The 22,430-nt window shown below is 59.4% G+C and carries 24 protein-coding genes and 1 tRNA gene; 11 read left to right on the plus strand and 14 right to left on the minus strand.

Features of this window, described 5'->3' with window-relative positions:
- Positions 1–158: 158 nt before the first annotated feature.
- The 6 genes from QZ650_RS07275 to QZ650_RS07300 all read right to left on the minus strand — a co-directional run bounded on the left by QZ650_RS07275 (position 159) and on the right by QZ650_RS07300 (position 5,251).
- On the minus strand, positions 159–1,286 hold the full coding sequence (locus tag QZ650_RS07275; protein WP_292521234.1) for a helix-turn-helix domain-containing protein: 1,128 nt from the start codon (positions 1,284–1,286) through the stop codon (positions 159–161).
- Positions 1,270–2,256, minus strand: coding sequence for a homoserine dehydrogenase (locus tag QZ650_RS07280; protein ID WP_292521236.1), 987 nt, complete (start codon positions 2,254–2,256; stop codon positions 1,270–1,272). The genes QZ650_RS07275 and QZ650_RS07280 overlap by 17 nt, the downstream gene beginning before the upstream one ends.
- Positions 2,256–2,744, minus strand: coding sequence for an amino acid-binding protein (locus QZ650_RS07285; protein ID WP_292521238.1), 489 nt, complete (start codon positions 2,742–2,744; stop codon positions 2,256–2,258). Before QZ650_RS07285 ends, QZ650_RS07280 begins: the two co-directional genes overlap by 1 nt.
- Before the next feature lie 123 nt (positions 2,745–2,867).
- Complete coding sequence (locus QZ650_RS07290) at positions 2,868–3,581, minus strand: DUF169 domain-containing protein (protein WP_292521240.1); 714 nt, start codon at positions 3,579–3,581, stop codon at positions 2,868–2,870.
- Positions 3,582–3,654: 73 nt separating this feature from the next.
- Positions 3,655–4,467 (minus strand): NAD(+)/NADH kinase, encoded by an 813-nt coding sequence (locus QZ650_RS07295; RefSeq protein WP_292521242.1) that lies wholly within the window; start codon positions 4,465–4,467, stop codon positions 3,655–3,657.
- 7 nt (positions 4,468–4,474) lie between these two features.
- Positions 4,475–5,251, minus strand: coding sequence for a bifunctional fructose-bisphosphatase/inositol-phosphate phosphatase (locus QZ650_RS07300; RefSeq protein WP_292521244.1), 777 nt, complete (start codon positions 5,249–5,251; stop codon positions 4,475–4,477).
- Between the two features lie 89 nt (positions 5,252–5,340).
- Here QZ650_RS07300 and QZ650_RS07305 point away from each other — a divergent pair, with 89 nt between their 5' ends.
- Positions 5,341–5,718 (plus strand): translation initiation factor IF-5A, encoded by a 378-nt coding sequence (locus QZ650_RS07305; RefSeq protein WP_292521246.1) that lies wholly within the window; start codon positions 5,341–5,343, stop codon positions 5,716–5,718.
- A complete protein-coding gene (speB, locus tag QZ650_RS07310) occupies positions 5,711–6,595 on the plus strand; it encodes an agmatinase (protein ID WP_366830514.1) in 885 nt (294 codons plus the stop codon). Before QZ650_RS07305 ends, speB begins: the two co-directional genes overlap by 8 nt.
- Before the next feature lie 16 nt (positions 6,596–6,611).
- Here the strand turns inward: speB and priL are convergent, their stop codons facing one another.
- Positions 6,612–7,616, minus strand: a complete 1,005-nt coding sequence (gene priL, locus QZ650_RS07315; protein WP_292521248.1) for a DNA primase regulatory subunit PriL — start codon at positions 7,614–7,616, stop codon at positions 6,612–6,614.
- The gene (locus tag QZ650_RS07320) at positions 7,616–8,359 is read right to left on the minus strand and encodes a DNA polymerase sliding clamp (RefSeq protein WP_292521249.1); all 744 of its coding nucleotides are present in this window, start codon (positions 8,357–8,359) and stop codon (positions 7,616–7,618) included. The genes priL and QZ650_RS07320 overlap by 1 nt, the downstream gene beginning before the upstream one ends.
- A 207-nt stretch (positions 8,360–8,566) precedes the next feature.
- Between QZ650_RS07320 and QZ650_RS07325 the strand changes: the two genes are divergently transcribed.
- The 4 genes from QZ650_RS07325 (at position 8,567) to QZ650_RS07340 (ending at position 12,055) form a co-directional block, all read left to right on the plus strand.
- Positions 8,567–9,178, plus strand: coding sequence for an RlmE family RNA methyltransferase (locus tag QZ650_RS07325; RefSeq protein WP_292521251.1), 612 nt, complete (start codon positions 8,567–8,569; stop codon positions 9,176–9,178).
- Complete coding sequence (gene moaA, locus QZ650_RS07330) at positions 9,156–10,034, plus strand: GTP 3',8-cyclase MoaA (protein WP_292521254.1); 879 nt, start codon at positions 9,156–9,158, stop codon at positions 10,032–10,034. The genes QZ650_RS07325 and moaA overlap by 23 nt, the downstream gene beginning before the upstream one ends.
- Positions 10,035–10,364: 330 nt before the next feature.
- A complete protein-coding gene (locus tag QZ650_RS07335) occupies positions 10,365–10,874 on the plus strand; it encodes a hypothetical protein (RefSeq protein WP_292521256.1) in 510 nt (169 codons plus the stop codon).
- Positions 10,875–10,885: 11 nt separating this feature from the next.
- Positions 10,886–12,055 carry a M20/M25/M40 family metallo-hydrolase gene (locus QZ650_RS07340; RefSeq protein WP_292521258.1) on the plus strand — a complete coding sequence of 390 codons (1,170 nt, stop codon included), beginning with the start codon at positions 10,886–10,888 and terminating at the stop codon, positions 12,053–12,055.
- Between the two features lie 104 nt (positions 12,056–12,159).
- Here the strand turns inward: QZ650_RS07340 and QZ650_RS07345 are convergent, their stop codons facing one another.
- Positions 12,160–13,164, minus strand: a complete 1,005-nt coding sequence (locus tag QZ650_RS07345) for a lysylphosphatidylglycerol synthase transmembrane domain-containing protein (RefSeq protein ID WP_292522481.1) — start codon at positions 13,162–13,164, stop codon at positions 12,160–12,162.
- 166 nt (positions 13,165–13,330) lie between these two features.
- Between QZ650_RS07345 and QZ650_RS07350 the strand changes: the two genes are divergently transcribed.
- Positions 13,331–14,062, plus strand: coding sequence for a glycosyltransferase family 2 protein (locus QZ650_RS07350; protein ID WP_292521263.1), 732 nt, complete (start codon positions 13,331–13,333; stop codon positions 14,060–14,062).
- A gap of 206 nt (positions 14,063–14,268) precedes the next feature.
- Here QZ650_RS07350 and QZ650_RS07355 read toward each other — a convergent pair whose 3' ends face one another.
- Positions 14,269–15,789, minus strand: a complete 1,521-nt coding sequence (locus QZ650_RS07355) for a glycosyltransferase family 39 protein (RefSeq protein WP_292521265.1) — start codon at positions 15,787–15,789, stop codon at positions 14,269–14,271.
- Between the two features lie 299 nt (positions 15,790–16,088).
- Between QZ650_RS07355 and QZ650_RS07360 the strand changes: the two genes are divergently transcribed.
- From QZ650_RS07360 to QZ650_RS07370, 3 genes are all read left to right on the plus strand, one after another.
- Entirely contained in the window at positions 16,089–16,694 is a 606-nt protein-coding gene (locus tag QZ650_RS07360; RefSeq protein WP_292521267.1) for a hypothetical protein, read from the plus strand.
- Positions 16,695–16,879: 185 nt separating this feature from the next.
- Positions 16,880–16,951: transfer RNA gene (locus QZ650_RS07365), tRNA-Arg, on the plus strand.
- A 399-nt stretch (positions 16,952–17,350) separates the two neighbouring features.
- Entirely contained in the window at positions 17,351–18,052 is a 702-nt protein-coding gene (locus tag QZ650_RS07370; protein WP_292521269.1) for a C39 family peptidase, read from the plus strand.
- 45 nt (positions 18,053–18,097) lie between these two features.
- Here QZ650_RS07370 and QZ650_RS07375 read toward each other — a convergent pair whose 3' ends face one another.
- Positions 18,098–18,427, minus strand: coding sequence for a multidrug efflux SMR transporter (locus QZ650_RS07375; RefSeq protein WP_292521271.1), 330 nt, complete (start codon positions 18,425–18,427; stop codon positions 18,098–18,100).
- A 127-nt stretch (positions 18,428–18,554) separates the two neighbouring features.
- On the opposite strand from QZ650_RS07375, the gene QZ650_RS07380 reads away from it, so the two are divergent.
- On the plus strand, positions 18,555–18,782 hold the full coding sequence (locus tag QZ650_RS07380; protein ID WP_292521273.1) for a ferredoxin: 228 nt from the start codon (positions 18,555–18,557) through the stop codon (positions 18,780–18,782).
- A gap of 485 nt (positions 18,783–19,267) precedes the next feature.
- On the opposite strand, the gene QZ650_RS07385 is transcribed toward QZ650_RS07380, so the two are convergent.
- Genes QZ650_RS07385 through hxlB form a run of 3 tightly spaced genes read right to left on the minus strand, consistent with a single transcriptional unit; the run spans position 19,268 to position 22,027 of the window.
- The gene (locus tag QZ650_RS07385) at positions 19,268–20,305 is read right to left on the minus strand and encodes a M42 family metallopeptidase (RefSeq protein ID WP_292521275.1); all 1,038 of its coding nucleotides are present in this window, start codon (positions 20,303–20,305) and stop codon (positions 19,268–19,270) included.
- A 6-nt stretch (positions 20,306–20,311) separates the two neighbouring features.
- Positions 20,312–21,418 (minus strand): pyridoxal phosphate-dependent aminotransferase, encoded by a 1,107-nt coding sequence (locus tag QZ650_RS07390; protein ID WP_292521277.1) that lies wholly within the window; start codon positions 21,416–21,418, stop codon positions 20,312–20,314.
- Positions 21,419–21,427: 9 nt separating this feature from the next.
- On the minus strand, positions 21,428–22,027 hold the full coding sequence (gene hxlB, locus QZ650_RS07395) for a 6-phospho-3-hexuloisomerase (protein ID WP_292521279.1): 600 nt from the start codon (positions 22,025–22,027) through the stop codon (positions 21,428–21,430).
- Between the last annotated feature and the right edge of the window lie 403 nt (positions 22,028–22,430).

Raw genomic sequence — 22,430 nt, forward strand, 5'->3', positions numbered from 1 at the left:
CCCCCCTCCCCTGTCCCCACCTTCCTGTATGGCGATAGCCCATGGGAATTCGAGTCCGCGGATATGCGACAATAAATCAAAGAACAGGCACATCGTAAGGCGCAAATCACTAAAAAATGAGCATCTCAAAAATCGAAGACCGAAGACCACCGCCGCTCTCACCCCGCCGGTTCCCACCCGGTGCAGACGTCCCGTCCGGGGTCGAGGAGGACGTCGTGCGGGAGCCCGATGAGTGCGACCGCCGCAAGCGCCCCGATGACGCCGCGACCGCCGTGGAGATGTGCCCCGAACCGCTCGGCGGTCGCCTCGGCTGCTTCGCGGGTGAGGAACGACTCCCTCGCACTCCTGCCGTAGGCCCGCAGCCCGCCGGGCACCCTGAACCCCTGCCGGACGGCGATGCCCCATTCCGGGGATGCCGCCTCGTCGGCGACGAACCGCACGGCAGCCTCCTCGATCTGCGGCACAACGTCGGGCTCCACAGCGATCTCGATATAACTGCACGAGTTTCCGGCGGTCCGGGCCTCAAGCCGGGGATTGAGCATCGCCACCCGGTGCCCGATCGGCATGACACCGTCGAGTTTCGCGAGGTGCTGGAGGAGGGCAAGGGCGAGGGCGAACGTCGCGCCCTCGGTCTCGGTATCGGTATCGTCGATCCCGATGGCGACGTAGGCGAGCGCCCGGGTGACCACCTCGCCCTCGACCACCTGCCCCTCGCGGCGGACAGTGACGTCGCAGACGCCCTCGGCAAGGGACATCATATCGGTAAGCGAGTATGCCGGGCCCCCGATGCACCGGATCTGCTGACGGATGTAACCGCCATCGTGGGAGACGCCGACGATCCCGACCGCAGGAGCCGGGTCGAGCCCGACGGCGACCTCTCGCCGCCCGATGACCGCCCTCTCCCGGAGCAGGGTCCCGTCCCGGCGGACCGATTGCAGGGCGCCGCCGGCTCGGGTGTGGTGGAACTCACAGAAGGCTGCGCACCCCCCGCTCATGCACTCGTGGTAGATCTCGACCTCGTCACCGTCGACGGTGGTGAAGACCCGCCTGCAGGCGCTCTCCGGGATCACGCTGCTTGCGGCATACCTGGCCGCGTGCCGTCCTCGCTGCTCCTCCGTGAGGACGACGCACCCCTCCTCGATGAGGCGGTTCACCCAGTCCTGGACGGTGCTCCGGGGGGTGTCGGTGGCCTCGGCGATATCGACCACCGTAAAGGAGCCTCTCTCAAGCGTCGCCTGACGCATCAGCCGCAGGTACTCAATCCTTCGTTCAAGAACCCTGGACATGCCTGCTCTGGATATAGAGGAGATCGCCGATCACAGCACTCGCGGTCTCCGTGGAGCCCGCACCCTTCCCGATGAACGTGAGCTCCCCGGCGAGGTCCGTCTCCACCGAGACGGCGTTGAGTGTTCCTTCGACGACGAGTGGGTGGACTTCCGGGATGAGCCGCGGTGAGACGCGGAGCGCCCCGGCCTCCGGGACGATCTCGCCGATGAGCCGGATGGTGCAGTCCTGGTCTTCTGCGAGTTGCAGGGCGTCGGGGGTCAGGAGGGTGATCCCCGTCCTCTCCACGTCAGCAAGCGTGGTCTGCATGCCAAGGATGGTGTTTGCCAGGATGACCAGTTTGATTGCTGCATCGATCCCTTCGACATCGTAGGTCGGGTCCGCCTCGGCATACCCGAGTTCCCGGGCCTCGGCAAGGGCCTGCTCGTAGGTGAGGCCCTCCGCGGCCATCCGGGTGAGGATGTAGTTGCAGGTACCGTTGAAGACCCCGTACAGCCGGGAGATGGTGTTCCCTGCGAGCCCCTCCTGCAGGGCATGGATGAGCGGGATCGCCCCGCAGACCGTCGCCTCGTACTTCAGGAAGACGCCGTTTGCCTCTGCAAGAGCCCGGAGTTCGGGATAGGCGATGGCGATCGGGCCTTTGTTTGAGGTGACGACGTGTTTATGTCGCCTGAGGGCCTCCCGGATGTGTCCCAGTGCCGGCTCGGCGGTCTCGACGTTCGTCGGGGTCACCTCAACGAGGACATCGTAGTCTGCCTTCGCCACCACGTCCGCGGGACTGGTGTCCGGGAGCCCGCAGGGGTCGCCGTTCCCCTTCCGGGCAAGCGCCGCCGCAAGGTCGATCCCGTCAGGATCGATGAGACCGCTTCGTGAGTCGGCAAGCCCGGTGACGGTGATACTGAGGTCTTTTGCAAGGATCGCCCGGGCGATCCCCCGGCCGACGGAGCCGAATCCAAGGAGCGCAATCCGCATTATGCATCCTCCAGTGGCTCGATGATGAGGAGGTCTTTTCGCTCCGCAACGCCGCGCAGGATCCCGATCGCCTTCTTTGCCTCTGCCCGGGTGGTCGAACGGATGGTGATACGGGCGGAAGAGGGGGAGTCGATCGCCGGCATGACGAGGGAGAGTTCCGTCACCTCTGCCGAACCGGTCCTGTCGATCTGGTCGACTGTATCGGAGAGGTCCGTGTGCATCAAGTGGCCGATCATGATCAGCGTGCACTCGTAGAGGAGGCGTTCCTCGCCGATACGCACGACGCTGACGCCCTGTTCCCGGAACAGTTCAAGAAGGGTGTCAAGACGCCCTTCAGGGAGTTCCAGCACGATCTGGACGTCAAGAGTCTCTGCAGCCGCCGATGTCTCCCGCTGGTGGATGACCGCGATGATGTTTCCCCCGACGGCCGAGATCGGTTTGAGGGCCGCGACCAGCTGTCCGGGCTGATCCTTCATCTCGAGCTTCATGGATACCTGCAAAAAAAACCACCTGCTGAATAGTTGACCTGCCGGGAAGATAAGCCTTTTACCCTGCAATGGGCCTATCGACGGGGAGCGGGCCCCAAAAATGGCGGGGACCCGGCCCCGTCACTACACCGACCCGGGCGCACCGGTGACGATCGAGAGGGCCCGGGCAAACTCCGGGAGGATCTCGGCAGGAATACCCATGACGAGCTCGCCATCCTCGATCCCGGAGAACCGGCGCGATCCGTCGCAGCCGAGAGAGTAGTTGATCCTGCCGGTAAGGTAGGGCTGTGCGGTCGCGTCCGCACAGACCGACTGGATCCCCGACATCGTGGACTCGATCCTGCCGCCAAGCTGGTAGAGCGTGGCCTGGGCGAGTTTCAGCATCGAGCGGGGTTCGGCGATGATGATGACGACGTGCGGGTCAAACGGGGTTTTTTCAAGCGGCGCATAGACCGTCGCGTAGGTCTCGAGTTCGGGGACGTGCGGCACCTGCTGGATAGTCCGCATGCAGGCGGCCCAGCTCTCGAACTTCCCGAGTTTGTAGTAGAACTCCCCGCTGCGGAGGCTCTGGGTGAGTTCCTTCAGCCCGAGGGCCCAGCCGCCCCCCATGCAGACGTGTTTATCGGCGGTCGCGTAGAAGATCTCGCCGCCCAATCGGGCCCTGCTGACCATCTGGCAGTGGCGGACCGTCTCCTCGATCGGCCCGACCCCTTCGGGGATGCCCTCAGGGTTTTTTGCAAATTTGACCGCGACCGGTGAGCCCCGCAGGTCGAGGGTGCTCTTCAGCGTCTCTGCAATCTCCGCGTAGGGGATCTTCGTGCGCATCTGGTCTTCCATATCCGTGCTCACTCCTCTGTGGAGATAGTCCCCGCGGTCACTCATAAAATCTCTGTTTGAGGTATCGGCAGGGTCAGAGGTTGCGCAATTTGTGGTTCACCTTCTCAAAGAAAGGTTTGCCCGTATGGACGAATAGAGCCGGCTGGTCTGACCTTCTGACCGTAACGGTGGCCTTTTTTTCGAGTTCGAACGTGCTCTGGCCGTCGATGACAAGGTGAGCCGGTTTCTCGGTATCGAGGGTGATCTCAAGGTCCCTTCCGGTGCTGATGAGGTGGGGGCGGGACGAGAGCATATAGGGCGCGAGCGGTATGATCAGGATCCCCTCGATCTGCGGGTCGATGATCGGTCCTCCCGCGCTCATGGCGTAGGCGGTCGACCCGGTCGGGGTCGATATGAGCAGGCCGTCGGCCCTGACCCTCTCGGCAGGTGTACCGTCGACGTAGACGGCGAACCGGAGCATCTTCGCCGGCCGGTCGGTGACGATGACCGCCTCGTTGAGGGCATCTCCAAACTGCTTCCCATCGACGGAGAGGCTGATCCGCATCCGGCGCTCGACCTGGAACTCATTCCGGTTTGCGGCGAAGAACGCGCGTGCCTCGTTGGGTTCCAGGTCCGCGAGGAACCCAACCTCGCCCCAGTTGATCCCGAGGACCGGAACCTGCTGCTTCATCTGGTGGACGGTGAGGAGGACCGACCCGTCGCCACCGACGACCACGACCAGGTCGCCGGCAATCTCCTCAAAGGGGATACCCTCCTGCCCGAGCTCTCTTGCCGTCCCCTCCTCAAGAACGATCTCGTGTCCCAGGCCCCCGAGATCCCGGGCAAGCTCCGCGGTGTAACGGAGCGCGTTCGTGTCGTCAATGCGTGATACCAGCACGATCTTCATACGCACCTTACCTCAGATACTCGATGACCTTGTTATGCACGACGCTGTTCGTGGCGACGAGGCTCCGCCCGGCGGAGACCTCGTCGGGGAAGATCAGGGTGTTCCCCTCAGGGTCGGAGACCGTCCCGCCGGCCTCCTCGCAGATCAGCATCCCTGCCGCGGCGTCCGTGACGCGGAGCGTCCCCCGCACATCCACAAACCCGTCGAGGCGGCCGCACCCGACATAGCAGAGTTCAAGCGCCGATGCACCCAGGAGGCGCAACCGCCGGATCTTTCGGGCGATCCCGAACATGCGGGTCGGGTCGAACTTCCGGCCGTAGATGCTCATGGCGCTCTCTTCAAGGAGCGACGTTCTCGATACATGGATGGGGTGCCTATCAAGGCAGGCGCCCTGGCCCCGGATGGCGTGGAACGTCTCCCCCGTGGCGAGGTTCTGGACGTATCCTGCCTGGACGACCCCTTCTTCCGCGTACGCGATAGAGAGGGCATAAAACGGGATCCCGACCACGGCGTTGTGGGTGCCGTCGACCGGGTCGAGGTAGATGGTGCCCTTCTCTCCGCCCATCCTGGCGCACCCGAGTTCCTCGCTGATCAGGTGCCGGCAGAACGGATGACATGTAAAGTAATCGACGACGATATCTTCTGCAACCTGGTCTATCTTCTTGGTGGGCGTGCCGTCCGCGCCCATCCTGACGTATTCCCCTGCTTCCGGCGTTCCGACCATGCCGGCCACTGCATCTCTGACGCCCCCGGCCAGGTCGTCACATGCGCGGATGAACTCCATAAAAACCCTCGTGCCCTTCCCTCGTTCTACGGTGTATTTATGTAATGTAATCCAGATACATTAATCACGCGTTTATTGAGTGAGACAATATGAAGGAACAAACAGAAGTTGGGAAGCTGAAAGAGGGACGCTATGTCGTCGTCGAAGATGAGCCTTGCAGGATTGTCTCCATCGCTATCTCCAAACCCGGGAAGCACGGGGCAGCAAAATCCAGGATCGACTGTATCGGCATCTTCGACGGTGTCAAGCGCTCGATCGTCCAGCCGGTCTCGGCAAAGACCTACGTTCCCGTCGTAGAGCGGAAGATGGCGCAGGTCATCTCGATCGCCGGCACAACCCTCCAGCTTATGGACGTCAAGGACTTTGAGATGTTCGAACTTACGGTGAGTGAGGAGCAGGCCGGCAGTGTCGAACCCGGCCAGGAGATCGCCTACATCTCATCCCTGGGTAAGAAGAAACTTGAGTAATCTGTTCTGGCTTGCAAAGACGGGCATGCACGAACTTGCCCATCTCCATTTCGCGGATGCGGACGCGTCCTATGAGGACGCCCGCTACGCTGTCTTCGGCGTCCCCTATGACGGCACGACGTCGTATCGGCCGGGGACGCGGTTTGGACCCCGGGCGATCCGCGAGGTGTCGTTCAACTTCGAGTCCTATGAGCCGTCGACCGGGATAGACTTCTTTGAGGTTCCGGTCGCGGACCTTGGCGACCTTGAGGTCTCCCGGCTCCCGGAGGATCTGGTTGACCAGGTGGCGGACGTTGCGGGGGATATCGTTAGCGAAGGGAAGGTGCCGGTGATGCTTGGCGGCGAGCATACGGCCACAATCGGCGCGGTGAGAGCCGTCCAACCGGAAGTCTACGTCGTCTGCGACGCGCACCTGGATCTCCGGGAGGAACTCGGCGGGACGCCCTACAGCCATGGGTGCGTCACCCGGCGCGTCCTCGATACGGTCGAGGACGTCGTCATCATCGGCGCCCGGAGCGGCGACCGCGAGCAGTTCGAGATTGCAGCGGAGAGGACCCGGCTGTATACCGCCGACACGGTGCGCGATCTGGGCCTCAATGCCGTTCTCCGGGAAGTCCGGGAGCATGTTGGGGGGAGAAGAATCTACCTCTCGATCGATGCCGACGCGATCGACTGCTGCCTCACCCCGGGCCTCGGGACGCCCGAGCCGTTCGGGATGACGCCGCTCGATATACGGGAGGTCGTGCGGACCCTTGCGCCGTACGCCGCCGGGTTCGATTACGTGGAGGTCGCGCCGTTCGATGCCGGGCAGACGGCGGCGGTGGCGGCGCAGGTCGTGCGGGAATTCATCGCCCGGCACTGGATCGCTGAGCAGTAACTGCCCATAAAATCGATTACTTTCCTTTCTTTTTGATATTCTTCCTGAGCCGGTAGTAACTCAAGGGGTGGTTGACCCGCTCGCAGTCTTTGTTGCGGTTGGTGCAGAGCCCGAAGGTGCGCATTGTGGCGCATGACGGCGGTGTATACTCGGTCCCGCCGCGGCCGGATATATGCTCCACCTGGTACATCGTCATGTCCAGGTCGAAGTCGGGCGCGCGCGAAAAGATCTCCGCAATACCGGTGGTGTTCATCCCGATCGTATGGAGGAACGACGTGATGGCGAACCGGCCCATATGCGTCAGGTTTGTCCCTGCGGTGATCGCCTGGATGAGCGCACTGATACAGGGCGGGAACGCCTCCTCCTTGATCTCGCCGAACTGTTCGAGGACCTGCTGCTGCAGCAGCGCGGAGATCTCATCCGCTGTCTTGCGAAGGCGCTCGCAGATCGCGGGCGGGATCCGAAGCGGCAGTTGATCGACGAGGATGGCCCGGATCCGTTCCCGGATAAGTTCGTCGATATCGCCCGGCTCAAGGCGGACCGCACCCTGCCGCACGTCCCTGTTGACGAGCCGCCACCGTCGGTCGCGCATGCGGGAGACCAATTCCACGTAATCAGTGACCGGCAGGGTCGTTGTTCCGGTACTGATCCCGATGCTCCAGGCGACGAACTGCCGGATCTCCGGGTCTTCGTTCTCCAGGAAGTATGAAGCGCGTTCTGCTTCGTAGCGGGCAAGCCGGTCGATGAGGGATCGGTCACCAATGCAGGAGACCAGCATCCGGGCAAGGGCGTAACTTGCGATCTCAAACTCGGGCCTGATATTCTGTGTGGTCTCGTCTTGGAATTCTCTCTTTGAGGCCAGCGCAGCGATGACCCGTTCCTTTGCCCGTTCAAGTGCCATACTTCCCGGGCTGCTTGTAAGGAATTCTTCGAGCGACTCAACGTGCCGGCGGGCCAGTTGCTGTGACTCTTTTAAAAACGGGTATTTGATGAGTTCTTTCTGGTCCAGTACAACGTCCATCAATCAGCCTCGATCCGAGGAGCAAGGAGGTACTCGACGCGGCCGTTGCCGCCCGCAATGTCAAAGGCAAACCGTACCGGGTGATCGATGCCGAGGTAGACCTCCACCTCGTCCGCGCGTGCCATGACCCGGCCCATATCCTTCAGGTAATCGATCGAGAAGAGGGAGCGCGCCCGCACCGGGTTCAAGGCGACAAGTTCGTCTTCGCCGAGTGCAAGTTTGATATGGTCGCTGTCTCCCTCCGCCTCCATGTAGAAGGTCATACTATCCGGGTCGATCCCGAGCGCAATCTTGTCGGAGATGACGGCAGCCGCTTTGATGGCGTTGTTCAGCGCATCGCCCGAGAGGACCGCCTTACCGGGAAGTTCGATCCCCGGCGGGTTTGGATCTTTCCGGATGGTGTTGACATCAAGCAGCGTGACCGAGTAGCGGTAGCCGCCAAAACTCAGTTCAAGTTTCCGCTCCTCGTCGAGCAGGTTGAGCGTCAGCGCGTCGCTTTTCCCCATCATGCCGAGGATGTTCTTCATCTTTGCGATATCCAGACCCAGTTCTCCGGGTGTTGCCGAGAAGGAGTTGAACGCCGTGCTCCGGAGGTCCAGGGAGACCATGGCCACGTTTGCGGTATCGACGGCTCGTGTCCAGGTGTGGTCGTCGGCCGTGTGCAGCCGGCATTCCGTCACCAGTGCGGCGATCGCGTCGATGGATTCCCGAAATATATCTGCATCAATCGTTGCCTTTAACATTGTGACCCCTTATCAAAATCTCGTCTAGAGTATATAATCGCACTATTCATTATAGTGCTTTACGATATGCGCCAATTGCTTTGTGCTCCGCGACCGGGCGGAACCATTGCTTTCATGATTAGCTGCATCATACATTATACATAATCTTCCGATCATCTTGATGGTACAGACAACTGTCTGCCAGCCCAAAATGGGGGATATCTTTCGATGGGTTCTCAATGGACAAAAGATAGCGTCTATAGAAAGGCGATGAAGGCCGGATACCGGGCGCGGGCCGCTTATAAACTGCTGGAGATCCAGCAGCGTAACGGGATCATCAGGCCAGACGACAACATCGTCGACCTCGGGGCGGCGCCGGGGAGCTGGCTGCAGGTGCTCCGCGACCTGACGAAAGGGAAGATCATCGGCGTGGATCTCAACCCGATTGCTCCTATGGAAGGTGTCACCACCATCGTCGGGGACTTCACCGACCCACTTGTCCAGGAACGCATCCGCGAGGAGGTGGGCGGTGTCGTCAACGTCGTGGTCTCCGACGCCTCACCGAAACTCTCAGGCCAGAAGAGCTACGACCAGGCCCGTGCGATCGGGCTTGGCGAGGATGCCCTGGCGTTTGCGTGCACGATCTTAAAGCCGGGCGGCAACATGGTGATCAAGTCGTTCCAGGGCGAGCTCTTCGGGGAACTGATTGCCGAGGTAAGAAAACACTTCTATTCTGTTCGGGGGTATCGGACGAAGGCATCGCGGAGAGGGAGTGCCGAGACCTACATTATTGCAAAGAATTTCAAGGGAACATGTGATGGTGCTGAAGGACCCTTATAACCGAACCGTGACCAACCTCCGGATCAGCCTGACCTCCCGGTGCAACCTGCGGTGCATCTACTGCCACGCCGAGGGTGAGGTAAGCCCGAAGGAGCAGATGAGCGCTGAGGATATTGCCGAGTTGATGCGGGTGGGCGTACAGTTCGGCATCAAGAGCATCAAGTTCACCGGTGGTGAGCCCCTGCTTCGCCGTGATCTTGTAGAGATCATCCGCTCGGTGCCGCCGGGCGTCGAGTCCTCCCTGACGACGAACGGGACGCTGCTTGCGGCAAAGGCTGCCGAACTCAAAGAGGCCGGGCTTGCCCGGGTGAACGTCAGCCTCGATACCCTCCGTCCCGAACGCTACCGCCAGATCACGGGGAAGGACTGCCTCGCGGATGTCCTCGACGGGATCGACGCGGCGATCGAGGTCGGACTCACCCCGGTCAAACTCAACATGGTGCTCCTTGAGGGCATCAACGAGGACGAGGTGGACGACTTCATGGCGTTCGTCCGGGACAGGCGCGACCTCATCCTGCAGGTCATCGAGCTGATGGAGTTCAACGAGTGCAAGTTCCACGGGGACGTCGACAGCGTCGAGCAGGAGTTGAACGAGCGGGCAACCCAGGTCGTCACCCGCAGGATGCACCACCGCAAAAAGTACTGCCTCGATGGTGCCGAGGTCGAGGTGGTCCGGCCCCTCCACAACACGGAGTTTTGCGCATTCTGCAACCGCCTGCGCGTGACATCGGACGGCAAACTCAAGCCCTGCCTCCTTCGGAGCGACAACCTGATCGATATCAGAGGAAAACACGGCAAAGATCTCGAGGACGCGTTCAGGGAAGCCGTCAGCAGGCGTAAGCCGTTCTTCACGTGACAGAACGCGGCACCCCGGGCTAACGAAGCCTGCGAAGACCCAGAACGCTCTTGAAGTGCGACCGGCTGATGGGTGCGATGACCCGAAGAGTCGGAGCATGGGCACCGTGAGGCTGCGAGTCTGGAGCGTGATAAGCTGCCAGACTCCGAATGGACGCGCCCCGAAGCGGCAGGCGGAGATCAAGGTCCTGTGAGTCCAGGTCCGGACAACACCAGAACCCCATCTTGCAGGCAGGCAGCGGGTGTCTCCATGCCCCTTGCCCGAGATTTCCGCTCCCATCCCTGCATTGAAGGAGTACTTTTTGTACCACTCTCCCCAATAGGAGAGAGTATGCTGGAAATGAACGAGTATGCTCGCGTCATGCAGAAACTGTACGGTAAATCGCTGATCCTGGAGAATCCCGCAGAGTTTCACCCGGTCCTGTACTTTTACTTCACTGATGCCCTTGCCCACATCGATTTCACCCTCAGCATTCTCGCCTATAACTACATGTCACCCAGAAACATCATGAGCATGGAGTATATGCGATGGCGTGTGGACGAGGCGAAGATCGGCGAGCGGGCATACTTCCCCGAGTTCGTCAACTGGCTCAAAGCGGAGCACCCGGAGACGTTCGAGGAACTCCCGATGCTCTGGTCGGGCATCTACGACCGCGACGACCCTGCCCAGTACCGGAGTTTCCGCATCGTGCTCAATCCCGACGACAAGAAGGCGATCCCGGCCGAGTACCTCTCGATGTTCGTTGACGAGTTCTTCGACCCGAAGTTCGTCAAACAACTCTATAAGACCTCAGCACTCGCCCGCCTCTTTGATGAGTTTGCAAAGAGTAGATCTGCGTAAGGAGACTGCCTATGGATGTCGCCCGTCTCACCTCATCGCTCGTCCGGATCCGGAGTGAGAACCCGCCGGGAAGCACGGCTGACATCGTCGCGTTCATCGGGGAGTTCCTTGATGCGCTCGGGGTGAAGAACCGCATCGTCTCGCACCCGGGCGGGCGTGACGACATCATCACGACCGAACCGGACCCCCGGCTCCTCCTCTGCGGCCACGTCGACGTGGTCCCCGCCATCCCCGACGACTGGACGCACGACCCCTGGAGCGGGGAGGTCGCCGACGGCTACGTCTGGGGACGGGGTGCGACCGATATGAAAGGAGGGTGCGCCGCCCTTCTTGCCGCTTACCGCGACCTCATCGAGAGGGGGGTGGAGCCGAAGGTGCAGTTCGCCTTCGTCTGCGACGAAGAGACCGGCGGGGAGCACGGGATCCGGTCGCTGCTTGCTCAGGATCTGCTCGAACCCCGCGACTGCCTGATCGCCGAACCGACTCCGGTCCTGAGCCCGGCGATTGGACAGAAAGGCCTCTACCGGGTCGACCTCTCCTTCCGTGGCAGACCCGGCCACAGTTCGCTCTACCCGATCGTCGGGAAGAGTGCCGTCATGGCGGCGTTTGATCTCATAGGCTACTTGCGGGAGGTCCACGCGCACCCGTTCCCCCCCGGAAGAGACCTGGAGCCTCTCATCGCCCAGTCTGCCCGGGTCTTTCGCGACGTCTTCGGCATCGAGGGAGGAGACGAGATCCTCACAAGGGTGATGTTCAACCCGGGGCGTATCGAGGGCGGGGAGAAGGCGAATATCGTGGCGGAGCAGTGCCGGATGGAGCTCGATATCCGGGTGCCGTGGGGCTGCTCACTTGAGAGCCTCCGGAGAGGCATCGCCGAACACGCACCGGACGCGACGATCCGCGAGACGGATGTGGCCGAACCGACCCTGACGCCCCCGGATGCCCGGATTGTCCGGACCGTCTGCCAGGAGGTGGAGCGGGTCTATGGGACACCGGCGGTCCCGTTCCTCCAGTGGGCTGCAAGCGACGCGAAGTACCTCCGCGATAAGGGGTTCGACGTATTAGAGTACGGGCCGGGGGAGATCCCGACGCTGCACGCTGTGGACGAGCGGGTCGGGATAAGGCAGCTTGAGAAGGCGGTGGATGTGTATAGGGGGGTTATTCGGGCTTACTCTGGATGAAGAGCGACGTCCTTGTGATGCAGAGTCCAAACGTAACCGTCTGAGTTTCCTGACACGCCCTAACTTTTTGTATGATATCCGCTTCGATCCCTGCCGTGCCTCTCTCAGGTTACGGCGTCTTTCAGTGCGTCTAAAGAGAACTTCGAGAAGATAAAGCCAAGTACCAGAGCAAAATACATCGAGATCGTGCGGTCGACGAGGACGATGGCAATCGCCGTCACCGAAGGAACTCCCATGGATGCGACAAAATAGTTCAGGGACCCCTCCATAGCCCCTACACCGAGAGGGATCTGCGAAACGAGACCGATGATGAAGGCAAGGCTCATGAATATCGATAGTTGGATCGGGTTTAAGAGGAAGCCGAACGCCAGCGCTACAACCCAGAGCCGAACAAATTCTAGGACTAATGAAATGACTGTGATCAGAAAGACCACAGTGATGTTAAGAAATGGCATCTTACGTATGCGCAGGTCGCGGCCCGGATCTATCTTTTCGGTCGGCAACTTCACCAGAACTCTCTGTGCTAGTCCTATGAAGAAGTCTGCCTTATAGTAAAAGACCAGCAACAGGAAGAGTACGAGCAGGGTGAACTCCAGTGCAATTACGGTTATGGCCCTGAGCTGGATCATGGCAATCCCGGCAGCAACCAGAAATAGGATGGTTAGCTCAAAGAAGCGCTCGTAAAAGATCATGGATACCCCATCCAGGAACTGCACACCATATCTGCGTTTCATGAAGTAAGCTTTATACAGATCGCCAATCTTCCCGGGTGTGATATTTGCGAAGAACAGGCTTGATACACTTACGAGAGAAGCATCGTGCCATGAGATCTCCCGGTAATAATAGTTGCTGAGGTACTTCCAGCGGTAGACTTTTGATCCGATGTTTGCGAGAGAGAGCCCAAACGCCAGGATCAACAGGGGAATATCAACTGTTGTGATTATCCAGAGGTTATCGATAATGCCTGATTGTGAGATGAAGTGGGCCAGGATACTGAGACCAATCGAGAGTAGCAGGAACTGGATGAATCCCTGACAGGTTACGCGAAGTTTCATTCTATCCTCAGCACTATCGGAGATGTGGGGCAATTTAATGAAAGTGACGCTCATCTGGTAAGCGCTTTACGGGAGACCAAACCTGCCTAAATGTTTGTTGCAGACCTCGTTTTCGATATACAACAGTATTCTTCCACGTGGAGCCGGTTTAGCCGCCTGATCTTTCTCATTAACTCTGGATGCGATGGTAATTTATCCTGGGATTTCATGGTGGTGTCTGATGATCTCCATAGTCATTCCACTCTATAACGAGAGGGAAAATATACTGACTTATAGGGAGGAACTATTTCCGGAGATCGATAGGATTGCTGCAACTACGGGGGAATCTTTTCAATATATCCTGGTTGATGATGGAAGTCAGGATGATACTTATTCCCTGCTCCAGAACCTCGCCCGTGAGAGGACTGACGTTATCGCATTGACAAACAGGAAAAACAAGGGCATGGGCGCGGCGATAAAGCATGGCCTGCAGCATTGTGAGGGAGATCTTATTATAACAATGGACTCGGACCTTACGTTTCGCCCTGAGGATGTCAGGGGCCTGATTGATGCCTATCGGAGATCACACCCTGCTTGCGTCTCGGGATCGCCGTATCTTGAACGGGGATTGATGGAAGAGGTCACCTTCTTCCGGTATCTGCTCAGTAAAACAGTAAACAGTTTGTATCGTGTCCTGCTTGGTGCGAATATCACATGCGTAAGCCCTATCTTCCGGCTCTACGAAAAGAATGCCCTTGATGGAATGCGCATTCGGAGTGATAATTTTGAGATCAACGCTGAGATCCTGGCAAAGTTAATCCTGAACGGCAAATCGGTTGTAGAGATCCCGGTCAAACTCCATACCCGCCGGCACGGCGAGTCAAAGATTGATGTTAAAAAGGAAATAAAGAACCATATGCGACTGTTGACTAATATCTCTAAAATCCGAATTCTCAAAGGGAATTGGGGTTGATCGGGACATTTTTGTGAATTTGTTTATGCAGGATCATGACTTGCTAAAGGTGCCAGTTTATACGCATGGTTGTGGTTCCTGAAATCGGCCCGGATGTTGTCAGGTGTATCTGCCATCCGTTACTGTGAGGGGCGATATTAAGGTCACTTCACTGTTCATGCTGGTCAGAATTACTTGTACAAACCGATGTAGCCATTATGCCCTCTTCAGGCTGACCTGAAGAGATGTATCCCCATGCGCTGTCCGGCAAACTGCGTATTCTCATTGAGCCAACCTAACGCGTCCCCGGTGGGATCCACGGCGAGAATATCCCAGGTCACCACATAAAACGTCCGGTTTCCGGGATGGCTGTTCCTGATTGCCTCAAGGTCGTTGCCTGTAGTTGCCCCGAGTTCGATTGTCCCGTCGGTCGCGTTGCTATAGTAGTAGTCGAGCGGCAGCGCCATGTAGGATGGTAACAAGACGATGAGATCGCCTTCCCCGGTCATCCCACTGAGTTCCGCGGAGAACCCCCGCCAGTCGTTCTTCTGGGGGGTCGTGTAGTAGGTTGCAAGGAAGGGAGTGCTGATGAGAAACGCCGCCGCGACAGCGATGTAGACTGCTCTCTTGTCCTTGACAAGAGCGTAGAGTCCGGGATATGCAGACGCGATCCCGATGAAGTAGAGCGGGAGGAGGAAAATCAGGTGGCGTGGGATCATCGGCATCCTCGAAGAGAGGATAAGGCTTCCTGCCAGAGGGAGGATCATCATGAAGACGAGGAGGAGCGCTCCGTTCCGGTCCTCACGCCAGGTGCAGGCGACGCCGAGCACGAAGAGGATGAGGAACGGCACGAGGATGAGGTCACTGAACCCCGAGATCTGGAGGAGGGTCTGGTAAATGACATCAAGCCCCTGCATCCCGAAGGTCGGGGCGGCCGATGTCCTCGCGAGGAAGAGGTTGACCGTGACGATGAGCAGGGGGAGGGTTGTGATGATGAAGGCAATAAGTGCGAGGGCCGGTGCTCTCACGTTCCGGATGTCGCTTCGGATCTCCCCGACCCGGATGATGAGGGCGTGGAGGATGAGGACGGCGACCGGGACGATCGCGTAGAAGTGCATCCAGAAGGCGACTGCGGAGAAGATGCCGAAGAGGGCCCAGGAGCGGACCTCATTGGATCTATTGGCCCGCACGTAGAAGAGCAGTGCGAGGGAGAAGAAGAAGAGCATCGGGGCGTATGCCCGGGCTTCCTGGGAGTAGTATATATGGAAGGGTGAGAACGCAAGGAGGGCGGCGGCAATGAGCCCGACGTTTCTGTCCCGGAACTCCTTCCCGATGAGATATACTATCGGGATCGTCAGAACGCCAAGGAGTGCGGGGAGGAACCGGAGCACGGACTCACTCTCCCCGAAGAAGAGCATCCCGTGCTCCAGCCAGTAGAAGAGCGGCGGGTTGAACTCTCCTCCGGCGACAATCTCCCAGATGCCGACGATTGAATGCCGGGAGAACGAGAGGGTTGCGGCCTCGTCGAGCCAGAGCGAGTTCCCGGCGAGGTTATAAAGCCGTAGTAAAGCGCCGATGCCGGTCAGACCGATGAGGATCAGGAGATGCCCACTATAATCCTGGGGCGCTGGGTCGTTTACTGAAGTAACCTGCCTGGTGTTCGCGCTTTCATCAAGATTGGTGCTGCCATCTTGAATAGGTAAGCCAGAGTCAATTGGTTTTCTCTCCCTCCCTTCCAGTATTGTCATCAACCTAGCGATAGAGATACAAATGGCTGATAAAAAGGTTCCTATGCTGTGCAGGATTTCGAAAATGTACGGCAAACCTCTCTTGGCAGTGTCTCGTGGAGCCTCCGGTTCTTAATCGATCTATGTTTTTCTAAAAAGTATGCCGCGAAGACAGGTTTGATTCTAATTATATTTCTGCCGGGTAATATCTATTGCATATAATATTTCTTCATGAATTCGAGAGTAAAAACATAAATACCCCTTCGCATAATCCCACTACGGTGACCAGGGTGTATAAATCATTCTTTGTAGTTGCAGTGATGGTTCTGGCACTTGCATCCGCCGGGTGCGCGGAGCTGCCGCCGGGCGGTGAATCCGGCTGGTCCGGCCTCCTTTCGGGAGAGGCGCCGCAGGAGACCCCGGGCGCGCCGGGTCCCGACCCGGGATACCTGATCCCGGCTACCCCATATCCCACCGCAACGGGCGGTGTGGCCGGCCCCACGCTCAGCAGGCCGCCGGAGACTGCGCCGACACCGGATCCCTACGTGATCATATACAACCGGACAACACAGTTTAATCTCAGTCATACGGTTGACGCCTTTGCCTTCAACCTGGCCATGCCTCCGCTCATCATTGACTTTAAGGTGGAGCCGAAGATGATCACGCGTGAGAAACTCGGCACCAGCGACTACGGGAAGAAGGCTGATGGGGTCTTCAAGCAAACCTATCCGAGCGAAGATTCCTGGTTTGAGGTGACGGTCAGGGACCGCGAGTCCGGTGAGATTGCGGCTCAGGACGGGTTCGGAAAACGCTACAGTGCGGATACCCATAAACGGGTCTCCGTGCGCCGGCTGGGAGATTACCTGATCCAGCTCTCCGGGAATGATGTGAAGGTGCATGTGGTGATGCGCGCAGGAGGCGTGTAGGCCCGCGGCTCCCCTCTCTCCCCGGGAATCTCCCCTGGGGCATGCCCGATATCGGCTTTCAGCCCGGTTGGAGCACTGATGGGTGTCGGATCCTCAAGCCCTCTCCGGAGAGCGCTCTCCCTCCCGGGGGCAATCCTTTTTAACCCGAACAGCATAGTAATTAGGGGTAAGACACTTATTCTCGTGTCCCGGTAGGGTAGTGGATATCCTAGAAGCCTGCGGAGCTTTTGACCCGGGTTCAAATCCCGGCCGGGGCGTTTTCGATTTTGCATTTTGGTTTTTCATTCATTCCACGATCGTAGATCAGCTCATCGCCGGCCCCGCTTGACGGTGACGGCGTACTCGTGGCAGCCGGCCCGCCGGATGTTTATCATCCGGACTGCCCGGCGGTGGCGGCATGAGCCCCGGAGCGCGGCCGATGGAAAGAGAACCGTATTCTGCCCCTGGAAAACAGACGTGTGTCATGGATAAAGAGACGGAAAAGAGCGCCTGGAGGGCATGCATTCCTTGTTTTTTCATCGAAGCCCCGGACGACGAGATAGGCGCCCGAATCCCGCCAGATTCGTGATTGCAGAAAGATCTCCCGGATAACAAGGAAGTTCTCTCTATTCTCCAAGTAAAGGAATGCTTAAAGATTATACGGGAATATTTTTACTATGGATACCCGCATCATTGCTTCTTTTCTCATCGGAGCACTCATATCCGGCGGTGCCGTCTACCTCGCGATCGCACCCCCGTCTCCTGAGGAGCCGACCATCCTCGCCGGAGTTCCTGACGTCCGTCAGGCGGAGTACTACTCCTGCGGCGCATCATCGATGCAGGCGGTGCTCAACTACTGGGGCCTCGACGCCTTCGAGACGGATCTCCGCGCCTATCTCAACACGACCCCCGTCCACGGGACCTACCCCTGGGACATGGTCCGGGTCGCCAGATCCCTCGGCTTTGAGGCGGAGTGGAAGGATAACCTCACCATCGCCGACCTCGAGGCCTCGATTCGCGACGGCGTCCCGGTCATCATCGACGGCCAGCGCTTCAAGGAGGCGAACAAGACCTGGGAGGAATCCTGGGCGACGGGCCACTACATGGTCGTGATCGGGGTGGACGACCGCTCCGTCTACCTCGAAGACCCCGCCATCCTCGGGACGAGGGTCGTCATGGACCGCGACGAGTTCGTGCAGTCCTGGCACGACTACGAGGCCGAGCTCCCCGTCGGACCGGAGTCGCCGAAGTACTACGGCATCGGGGTCTTCATCCGGGGCGAAGCGCCGGCAGAGCGCCCGGCGTTCGTCACCTGGGACGTGCCGCCGGCCTGGGTGCCGGCGGTAGAAACGCTCGTGCCGCCGGTAGAACTGCCCTGAGCCAAGGCCGGCTCCCTTTTTTCCGGCGAATCCCGGCCATATTCTTCACGTGTCCGAGCAGAACCGCAGCCCCACGATCCCCGCCACGATCAGAAAAATACAGAGGAGGCGGGCAACGCTCCGTGACTCGTCGAAGAGAACGATCCCGGCGATGACCGTCCCGACCGCCCCGATCCCCGTCCAGACGGCATACGCCGTCCCGAGCGGGAGGCCGGAGAGTGAACGCGAGAGGAGGTAGATGCTGCCCCCCATCAGAACGAGGGTCGCCACCGACGGCCCGACCTTGGTGAACCCTTCGGTATACTTCAGTCCGAGCGCCCAGCCGGCCTCCAGAAGCCCTGCGAAGAAGAGAGTTATCCAGGCCGTATTCTGCATGAGTCCTCTTATATCTGGTCGGTCGGGTGTTATACCTTGCCTCCAGAGCGTCTGGATGACCCCACTTCCGTCACGTTTAACATGGAAGAGCGCCCTTCCGGGTCACGTCAACGTGGAGGTATGGAGCGTGGTGAAGGTTACCATCGACAGGCCAGGATGCATCAGCTGCGAGAACTGCTGGACGCTCTGCCCTGATATCTTCGAACAGAATCCTGACGACGGCCTATCAGAGGTTGCAGAGCAGTACCGGGTCGACGGCAACCCTGCGGAGGGCGAGGTCCCCGAGGACTTTGCCGATTGCACCGTGGAGGCTGCCGACTCGTGCCCGGTTACGGTCATCTTTGTCGAGGAGTGAGATGATTGGAGTGATTTGTTCGGAATAGAGCCAAAATTATAGTTATTCTCATGGCTGGATAAAATCTATATTCTCTCAGATCCAGAGGGAAGTTTGCCTGGGATAGGGATCAGTGCGAAGGTGCATCGGCATGATGCAGCAGTCCGCAGGCCAAGGCGGTTAAGGCCTGTGAACACCAAAAATAGACTGCATCCATGGACTGGAATGCGCCCGGGTAACGGCCCGTCTCCCGGGCACATCTTTTCACCGGCGGGTCCCCCGCCACATTGGTAAGTGTTCTCTATCATCGTCCCGCACAGAAGCATTCGTCGACGAGAGTGTCCGTCTCCCTTGAGGTGCGGCCGGAAAGGGTCACGCGGGCGAAGATGCCATGATCAGGACCCGGAAGGTGGGTTCACCAGAGGCGCTATCCGTTACTCATACCTCCGCAGTGCTCAGGGAGTGGTATGGCGTTTATCTGCAGGACTTATAGAGGGAAAAAGATTTTAGAGTGCGGGCCGGCTCTTCAGCGCCTCGACGAGGAGCCGGATCCCGGCCTCGATATCGACGGTGTCGACCACCTCGACCGGCGAGTGGATGTAACGGGCCGGGATCGAGAGCGGGATGCTGGGGATGCCGCCCCTCTCGAGGTGGATGATCGTCGCGTCGGTGTTGCCGCCGGTCCCGACCTCGAGCTGGCAGGGAATATCGTTCTTCTCGGCAGTCTCCCGGAGCCACGCGGTCATTCTTGGATCAGCCATGAGCCCCCGGCCGCTCGCGCTGACGATGACGAGGACCGGTCCCTTGCCCATCTCGACGCTCGCGTCCTTCTTCTCGATCCCCGGGTGGTCGCCAGGGATGGTGACGTCGGTCGCGATCGCGCAGTCGGGGTTTAAGGAGTAGGCGCTCACCTTCGCGCCCTTCAGCCCCAGCTCCTCCTGGACCGTGAATACACCGTAGATCGTGTGGGGTGAGTCCGTCTGCTGGAGGGCCCGGATGAGCATCACGACACCGACCCGGTTGTCGAATGCCTTCCCGGTGATCCGGGTGCCGGCGAGCTCCGCGAACTCGCGGTCGATGGTGATCGGGGTGCCGATCTCGATCCCGAGGTTCTTCACTTCCTCCTCGCTTGTTGCCCCCACGTCGACGAACATATTCTCGATCTTGATCTCCTTCTTGCGCTCCTCCTCCTTCATGACGTGAGGGGGCTTTGCGCCGAGGACGCCCATGACCGGCCCGTTCTTCCCGTGCAGGACTACCCGCTGGCAGTAGAGCACCGGCCCATACCACCCGCCGATGGGGACGACCCGTATGAAACCCCTCTCGTCGATATACTGGACCATCAGGCCGATCTCGTCCATGTGGGCGGCGAGCATGATGGAGAAGTCGTCGCCACGCTTGACGGCGATCAGGTTCCCCATCGTGTCCTCGCGGATCTCGTCGACGACCCCTTCAAGTTCGGCCCGGATGATCTCCCGAATGCTTCCTTCGCCGCTCGAGACGCCGTGGGCGTCCGAGAGCCTTCTGAGTAACTCTTTCACCATATCTTCTCACTCCATCAATGCCTTGAGCCTCGCGATTGCCCGCGAGAGGTTCTCGCGTGAGGTCGCGTAGCTGAAACGTGCGTGGTCAGGTGCCCGTGAGCCGAAGGCTCCGCCCGGCACGATGATGACACCCGCATCGACGGCCCTCTGGATAAGGGCTTGCCCCATTGGGACAAACATGTAGAACGCGCCTTCCGGCCGGGGGAAGTTGAGCCCCAGATCGGTGAGCCCCGCATAAAGGAGATCCCGCCGGGCGCGGTACTCCTGGCGCATCTGCTCAACCGGCCTCTGGTCGCCGGTGTACGCGGCGAGCGCGGCATACTGTGATATCGATGTCGCGCACGCCTGGGCGTACTGGTGGACCTTGAGGAACTCGGGGATGTAGTCTTCGGGTGCCGCGAGGTAGCCGACCCGCCAGCCGGTCATGGCGTAGGTCTTGCTTGCGGCGTTGACGGTGATGACGTCCTCGCCGAAACGGGCTGCGCTGACATGTTCTTTCTCGTAGACGAAGTGCTCGTAGACCTCGTCGGAGATGACGGTGACCTTTTGGTCGTTTGCATACTCGACGAGGGCGCGGATCGACTCCTCGCTCTCGACGGCTCCCGTCGGGTTTGCGGGGGAGTTCAGAACGAAGATCCGCGCTCCGTCCATCTGCTCCTTCGCTTGCTCGACGTCGATGTGCAGGGTCGCATCGAGCGGGACACCTTCGGGCCGCCCGCCGGCGAACGCCGCAAGCGCGGCGTAGGAGACGAATCCCGGGTCGGTGAAGAGGACGCGGTCGCCCGGGTCCACGAGGGCTTCCATCGCGAGATGGAGCGCCTCGCTCCCCCCTGCCGTGACCAGGATCTGCTCCGGCCGGTAGGCGAGACTGTTCTCCCGCGCAAACTTCTCGCAGATCGCCTCCCGGAGTTCGGGAATGCCGGCGTTCGGAGTGTAGCCGGTCTTGCCCTCCTCGATCGCCGTGATCGCGGCCATCTTGATGTGGTCCGGCGTATCGAAGTCCGGCTGCCCGATGCCGAGGTTGATCGCGTCCGGTCCCCCGGCCTCGAAGAGCTTCCGAATCCCCGACATCTCCACCCCGCGGACCCGGGCGGCGTACCTGTGCTCGTTCATGGCTATCTCTCACTCGATGTTTGCGTGCCGGCACTGGAGGTCTTCAGGCCTGCACTGGGTGATCTCCATCAGCCGGGAGATGATCGCGTCCGCAAAGACCATGGCCGTCGTCTCGAAGATGGTGCCGAGCGGTGCAAACGACTTGTGCTCGCCCATCATCTGCCGGATCTCGAACTCCGCCGATTCGTCGGCAACTTTGTCCCGCTGGCTCTCGATGATGACGATGCAGTCGGCGATCCGGCCGATCCTCGACTCCTTCTTTGAGGTGATGAGACAGACTCTCCCGCCGATCTCCTTTGCGGTCTCGGAGATATCCGCAACTGTCTTGGTCGCGCCGGAACCGGAGAAGACGATAATGACGTCTCCCGGCTTCATGGCCGGGGTCACTGTCTCCCCGACGACGAAGGCGGTGAGGCCGAGGTGCATCAGGCGCATGGCAAATGATTTTGCAACCAGTCCAGAGCGCCCGGCGCCCATGGTGTAGATGCGGTTGGCGTTCAGGATCTCGCTCAATAACGAGTCGATCTGGTCGTCGGACATCACGTCCGCAATGGTCCGGATCTTGGTCGCCATCAGTCGCATCATATTTTTAACCGGGTGATTTGTCATCGTAGTTCCTCTGGTACATTTCACGAGATCATACATTAGAATATCTCAAACGCGCTCATATGTGACGCAATTCACGAGGCTCCCGGATCAGCCGGAATCCGGCGTAAGAGGATGGCGAAAAGTCCGGTGCAATCGTTCTCGCCCGGGGGAGGGGCTGCCTGTGCGGTCGATTTCTGCCGGGATCCACATTCGGTGCAATTATCGTCCAAATGTTGAATTGGTAGCGCAACGTCGGAAATTATTGTCCTGACCTTCTGCCTAATCGCTCTTTGCGGCAAAAAGAATATTTATAATTGCAGCAGAATATATTCAAATTTCAGTGCGGGGTTCCTGGCGCACCTGACGGAGAATTGCGGTTAATGTCGAAAATTAAAGCATTATTTTCATCATACATCACCGGATT

This window comes from Methanoculleus sp. (assembly GCF_020696975.1).
Classification (GTDB): domain Archaea; phylum Halobacteriota; class Methanomicrobia; order Methanomicrobiales; family Methanoculleaceae; genus Methanoculleus.

Coding starts and splice junctions, on each gene's coding strand:
- QZ650_RS07275 (WP_292521234.1), bottom strand. CDS start 1,286: ATGTCCAGGGTTCTTGAACGAAGGATTGAGTACCTGCGGCTGATGCGT.
- QZ650_RS07280 (WP_292521236.1), bottom strand. CDS start 2,256: ATGCGGATTGCGCTCCTTGGATTCGGCTCCGTCGGCCGGGGGATCGCC.
- QZ650_RS07285 (WP_292521238.1), bottom strand. CDS start 2,744: ATGAAGCTCGAGATGAAGGATCAGCCCGGACAGCTGGTCGCGGCCCTC.
- QZ650_RS07290 (WP_292521240.1), bottom strand. CDS start 3,581: ATGGAAGACCAGATGCGCACGAAGATCCCCTACGCGGAGATTGCAGAG.
- QZ650_RS07295 (WP_292521242.1), bottom strand. CDS start 4,467: ATGAAGATCGTGCTGGTATCACGCATTGACGACACGAACGCGCTCCGT.
- QZ650_RS07300 (WP_292521244.1), bottom strand. CDS start 5,251: ATGGAGTTCATCCGCGCATGTGACGACCTGGCCGGGGGCGTCAGAGAT.
- QZ650_RS07305 (WP_292521246.1), top strand. CDS start 5,341: ATGAAGGAACAAACAGAAGTTGGGAAGCTGAAAGAGGGACGCTATGTC.
- priL (WP_292521248.1), bottom strand. CDS start 7,616: ATGGACGTTGTACTGGACCAGAAAGAACTCATCAAATACCCGTTTTTA.
- QZ650_RS07320 (WP_292521249.1), bottom strand. CDS start 8,359: ATGTTAAAGGCAACGATTGATGCAGATATATTTCGGGAATCCATCGAC.
- QZ650_RS07325 (WP_292521251.1), top strand. CDS start 8,567: ATGGGTTCTCAATGGACAAAAGATAGCGTCTATAGAAAGGCGATGAAG.
- moaA (WP_292521254.1), top strand. CDS start 9,156: ATGGTGCTGAAGGACCCTTATAACCGAACCGTGACCAACCTCCGGATC.
- QZ650_RS07335 (WP_292521256.1), top strand. CDS start 10,365: ATGCTGGAAATGAACGAGTATGCTCGCGTCATGCAGAAACTGTACGGT.
- QZ650_RS07340 (WP_292521258.1), top strand. CDS start 10,886: ATGGATGTCGCCCGTCTCACCTCATCGCTCGTCCGGATCCGGAGTGAG.
- QZ650_RS07345 (WP_292522481.1), bottom strand. CDS start 13,164: ATGAGCGTCACTTTCATTAAATTGCCCCACATCTCCGATAGTGCTGAG.
- QZ650_RS07350 (WP_292521263.1), top strand. CDS start 13,331: ATGATCTCCATAGTCATTCCACTCTATAACGAGAGGGAAAATATACTG.
- QZ650_RS07355 (WP_292521265.1), bottom strand. CDS start 15,789: ATGACAATACTGGAAGGGAGGGAGAGAAAACCAATTGACTCTGGCTTA.
- QZ650_RS07360 (WP_292521267.1), top strand. CDS start 16,089: ATGGTTCTGGCACTTGCATCCGCCGGGTGCGCGGAGCTGCCGCCGGGC.
- QZ650_RS07370 (WP_292521269.1), top strand. CDS start 17,351: ATGGATACCCGCATCATTGCTTCTTTTCTCATCGGAGCACTCATATCC.
- QZ650_RS07375 (WP_292521271.1), bottom strand. CDS start 18,427: ATGCAGAATACGGCCTGGATAACTCTCTTCTTCGCAGGGCTTCTGGAG.
- QZ650_RS07385 (WP_292521275.1), bottom strand. CDS start 20,305: ATGGTGAAAGAGTTACTCAGAAGGCTCTCGGACGCCCACGGCGTCTCG.
- QZ650_RS07390 (WP_292521277.1), bottom strand. CDS start 21,418: ATGAACGAGCACAGGTACGCCGCCCGGGTCCGCGGGGTGGAGATGTCG.
- hxlB (WP_292521279.1), bottom strand. CDS start 22,027: ATGACAAATCACCCGGTTAAAAATATGATGCGACTGATGGCGACCAAG.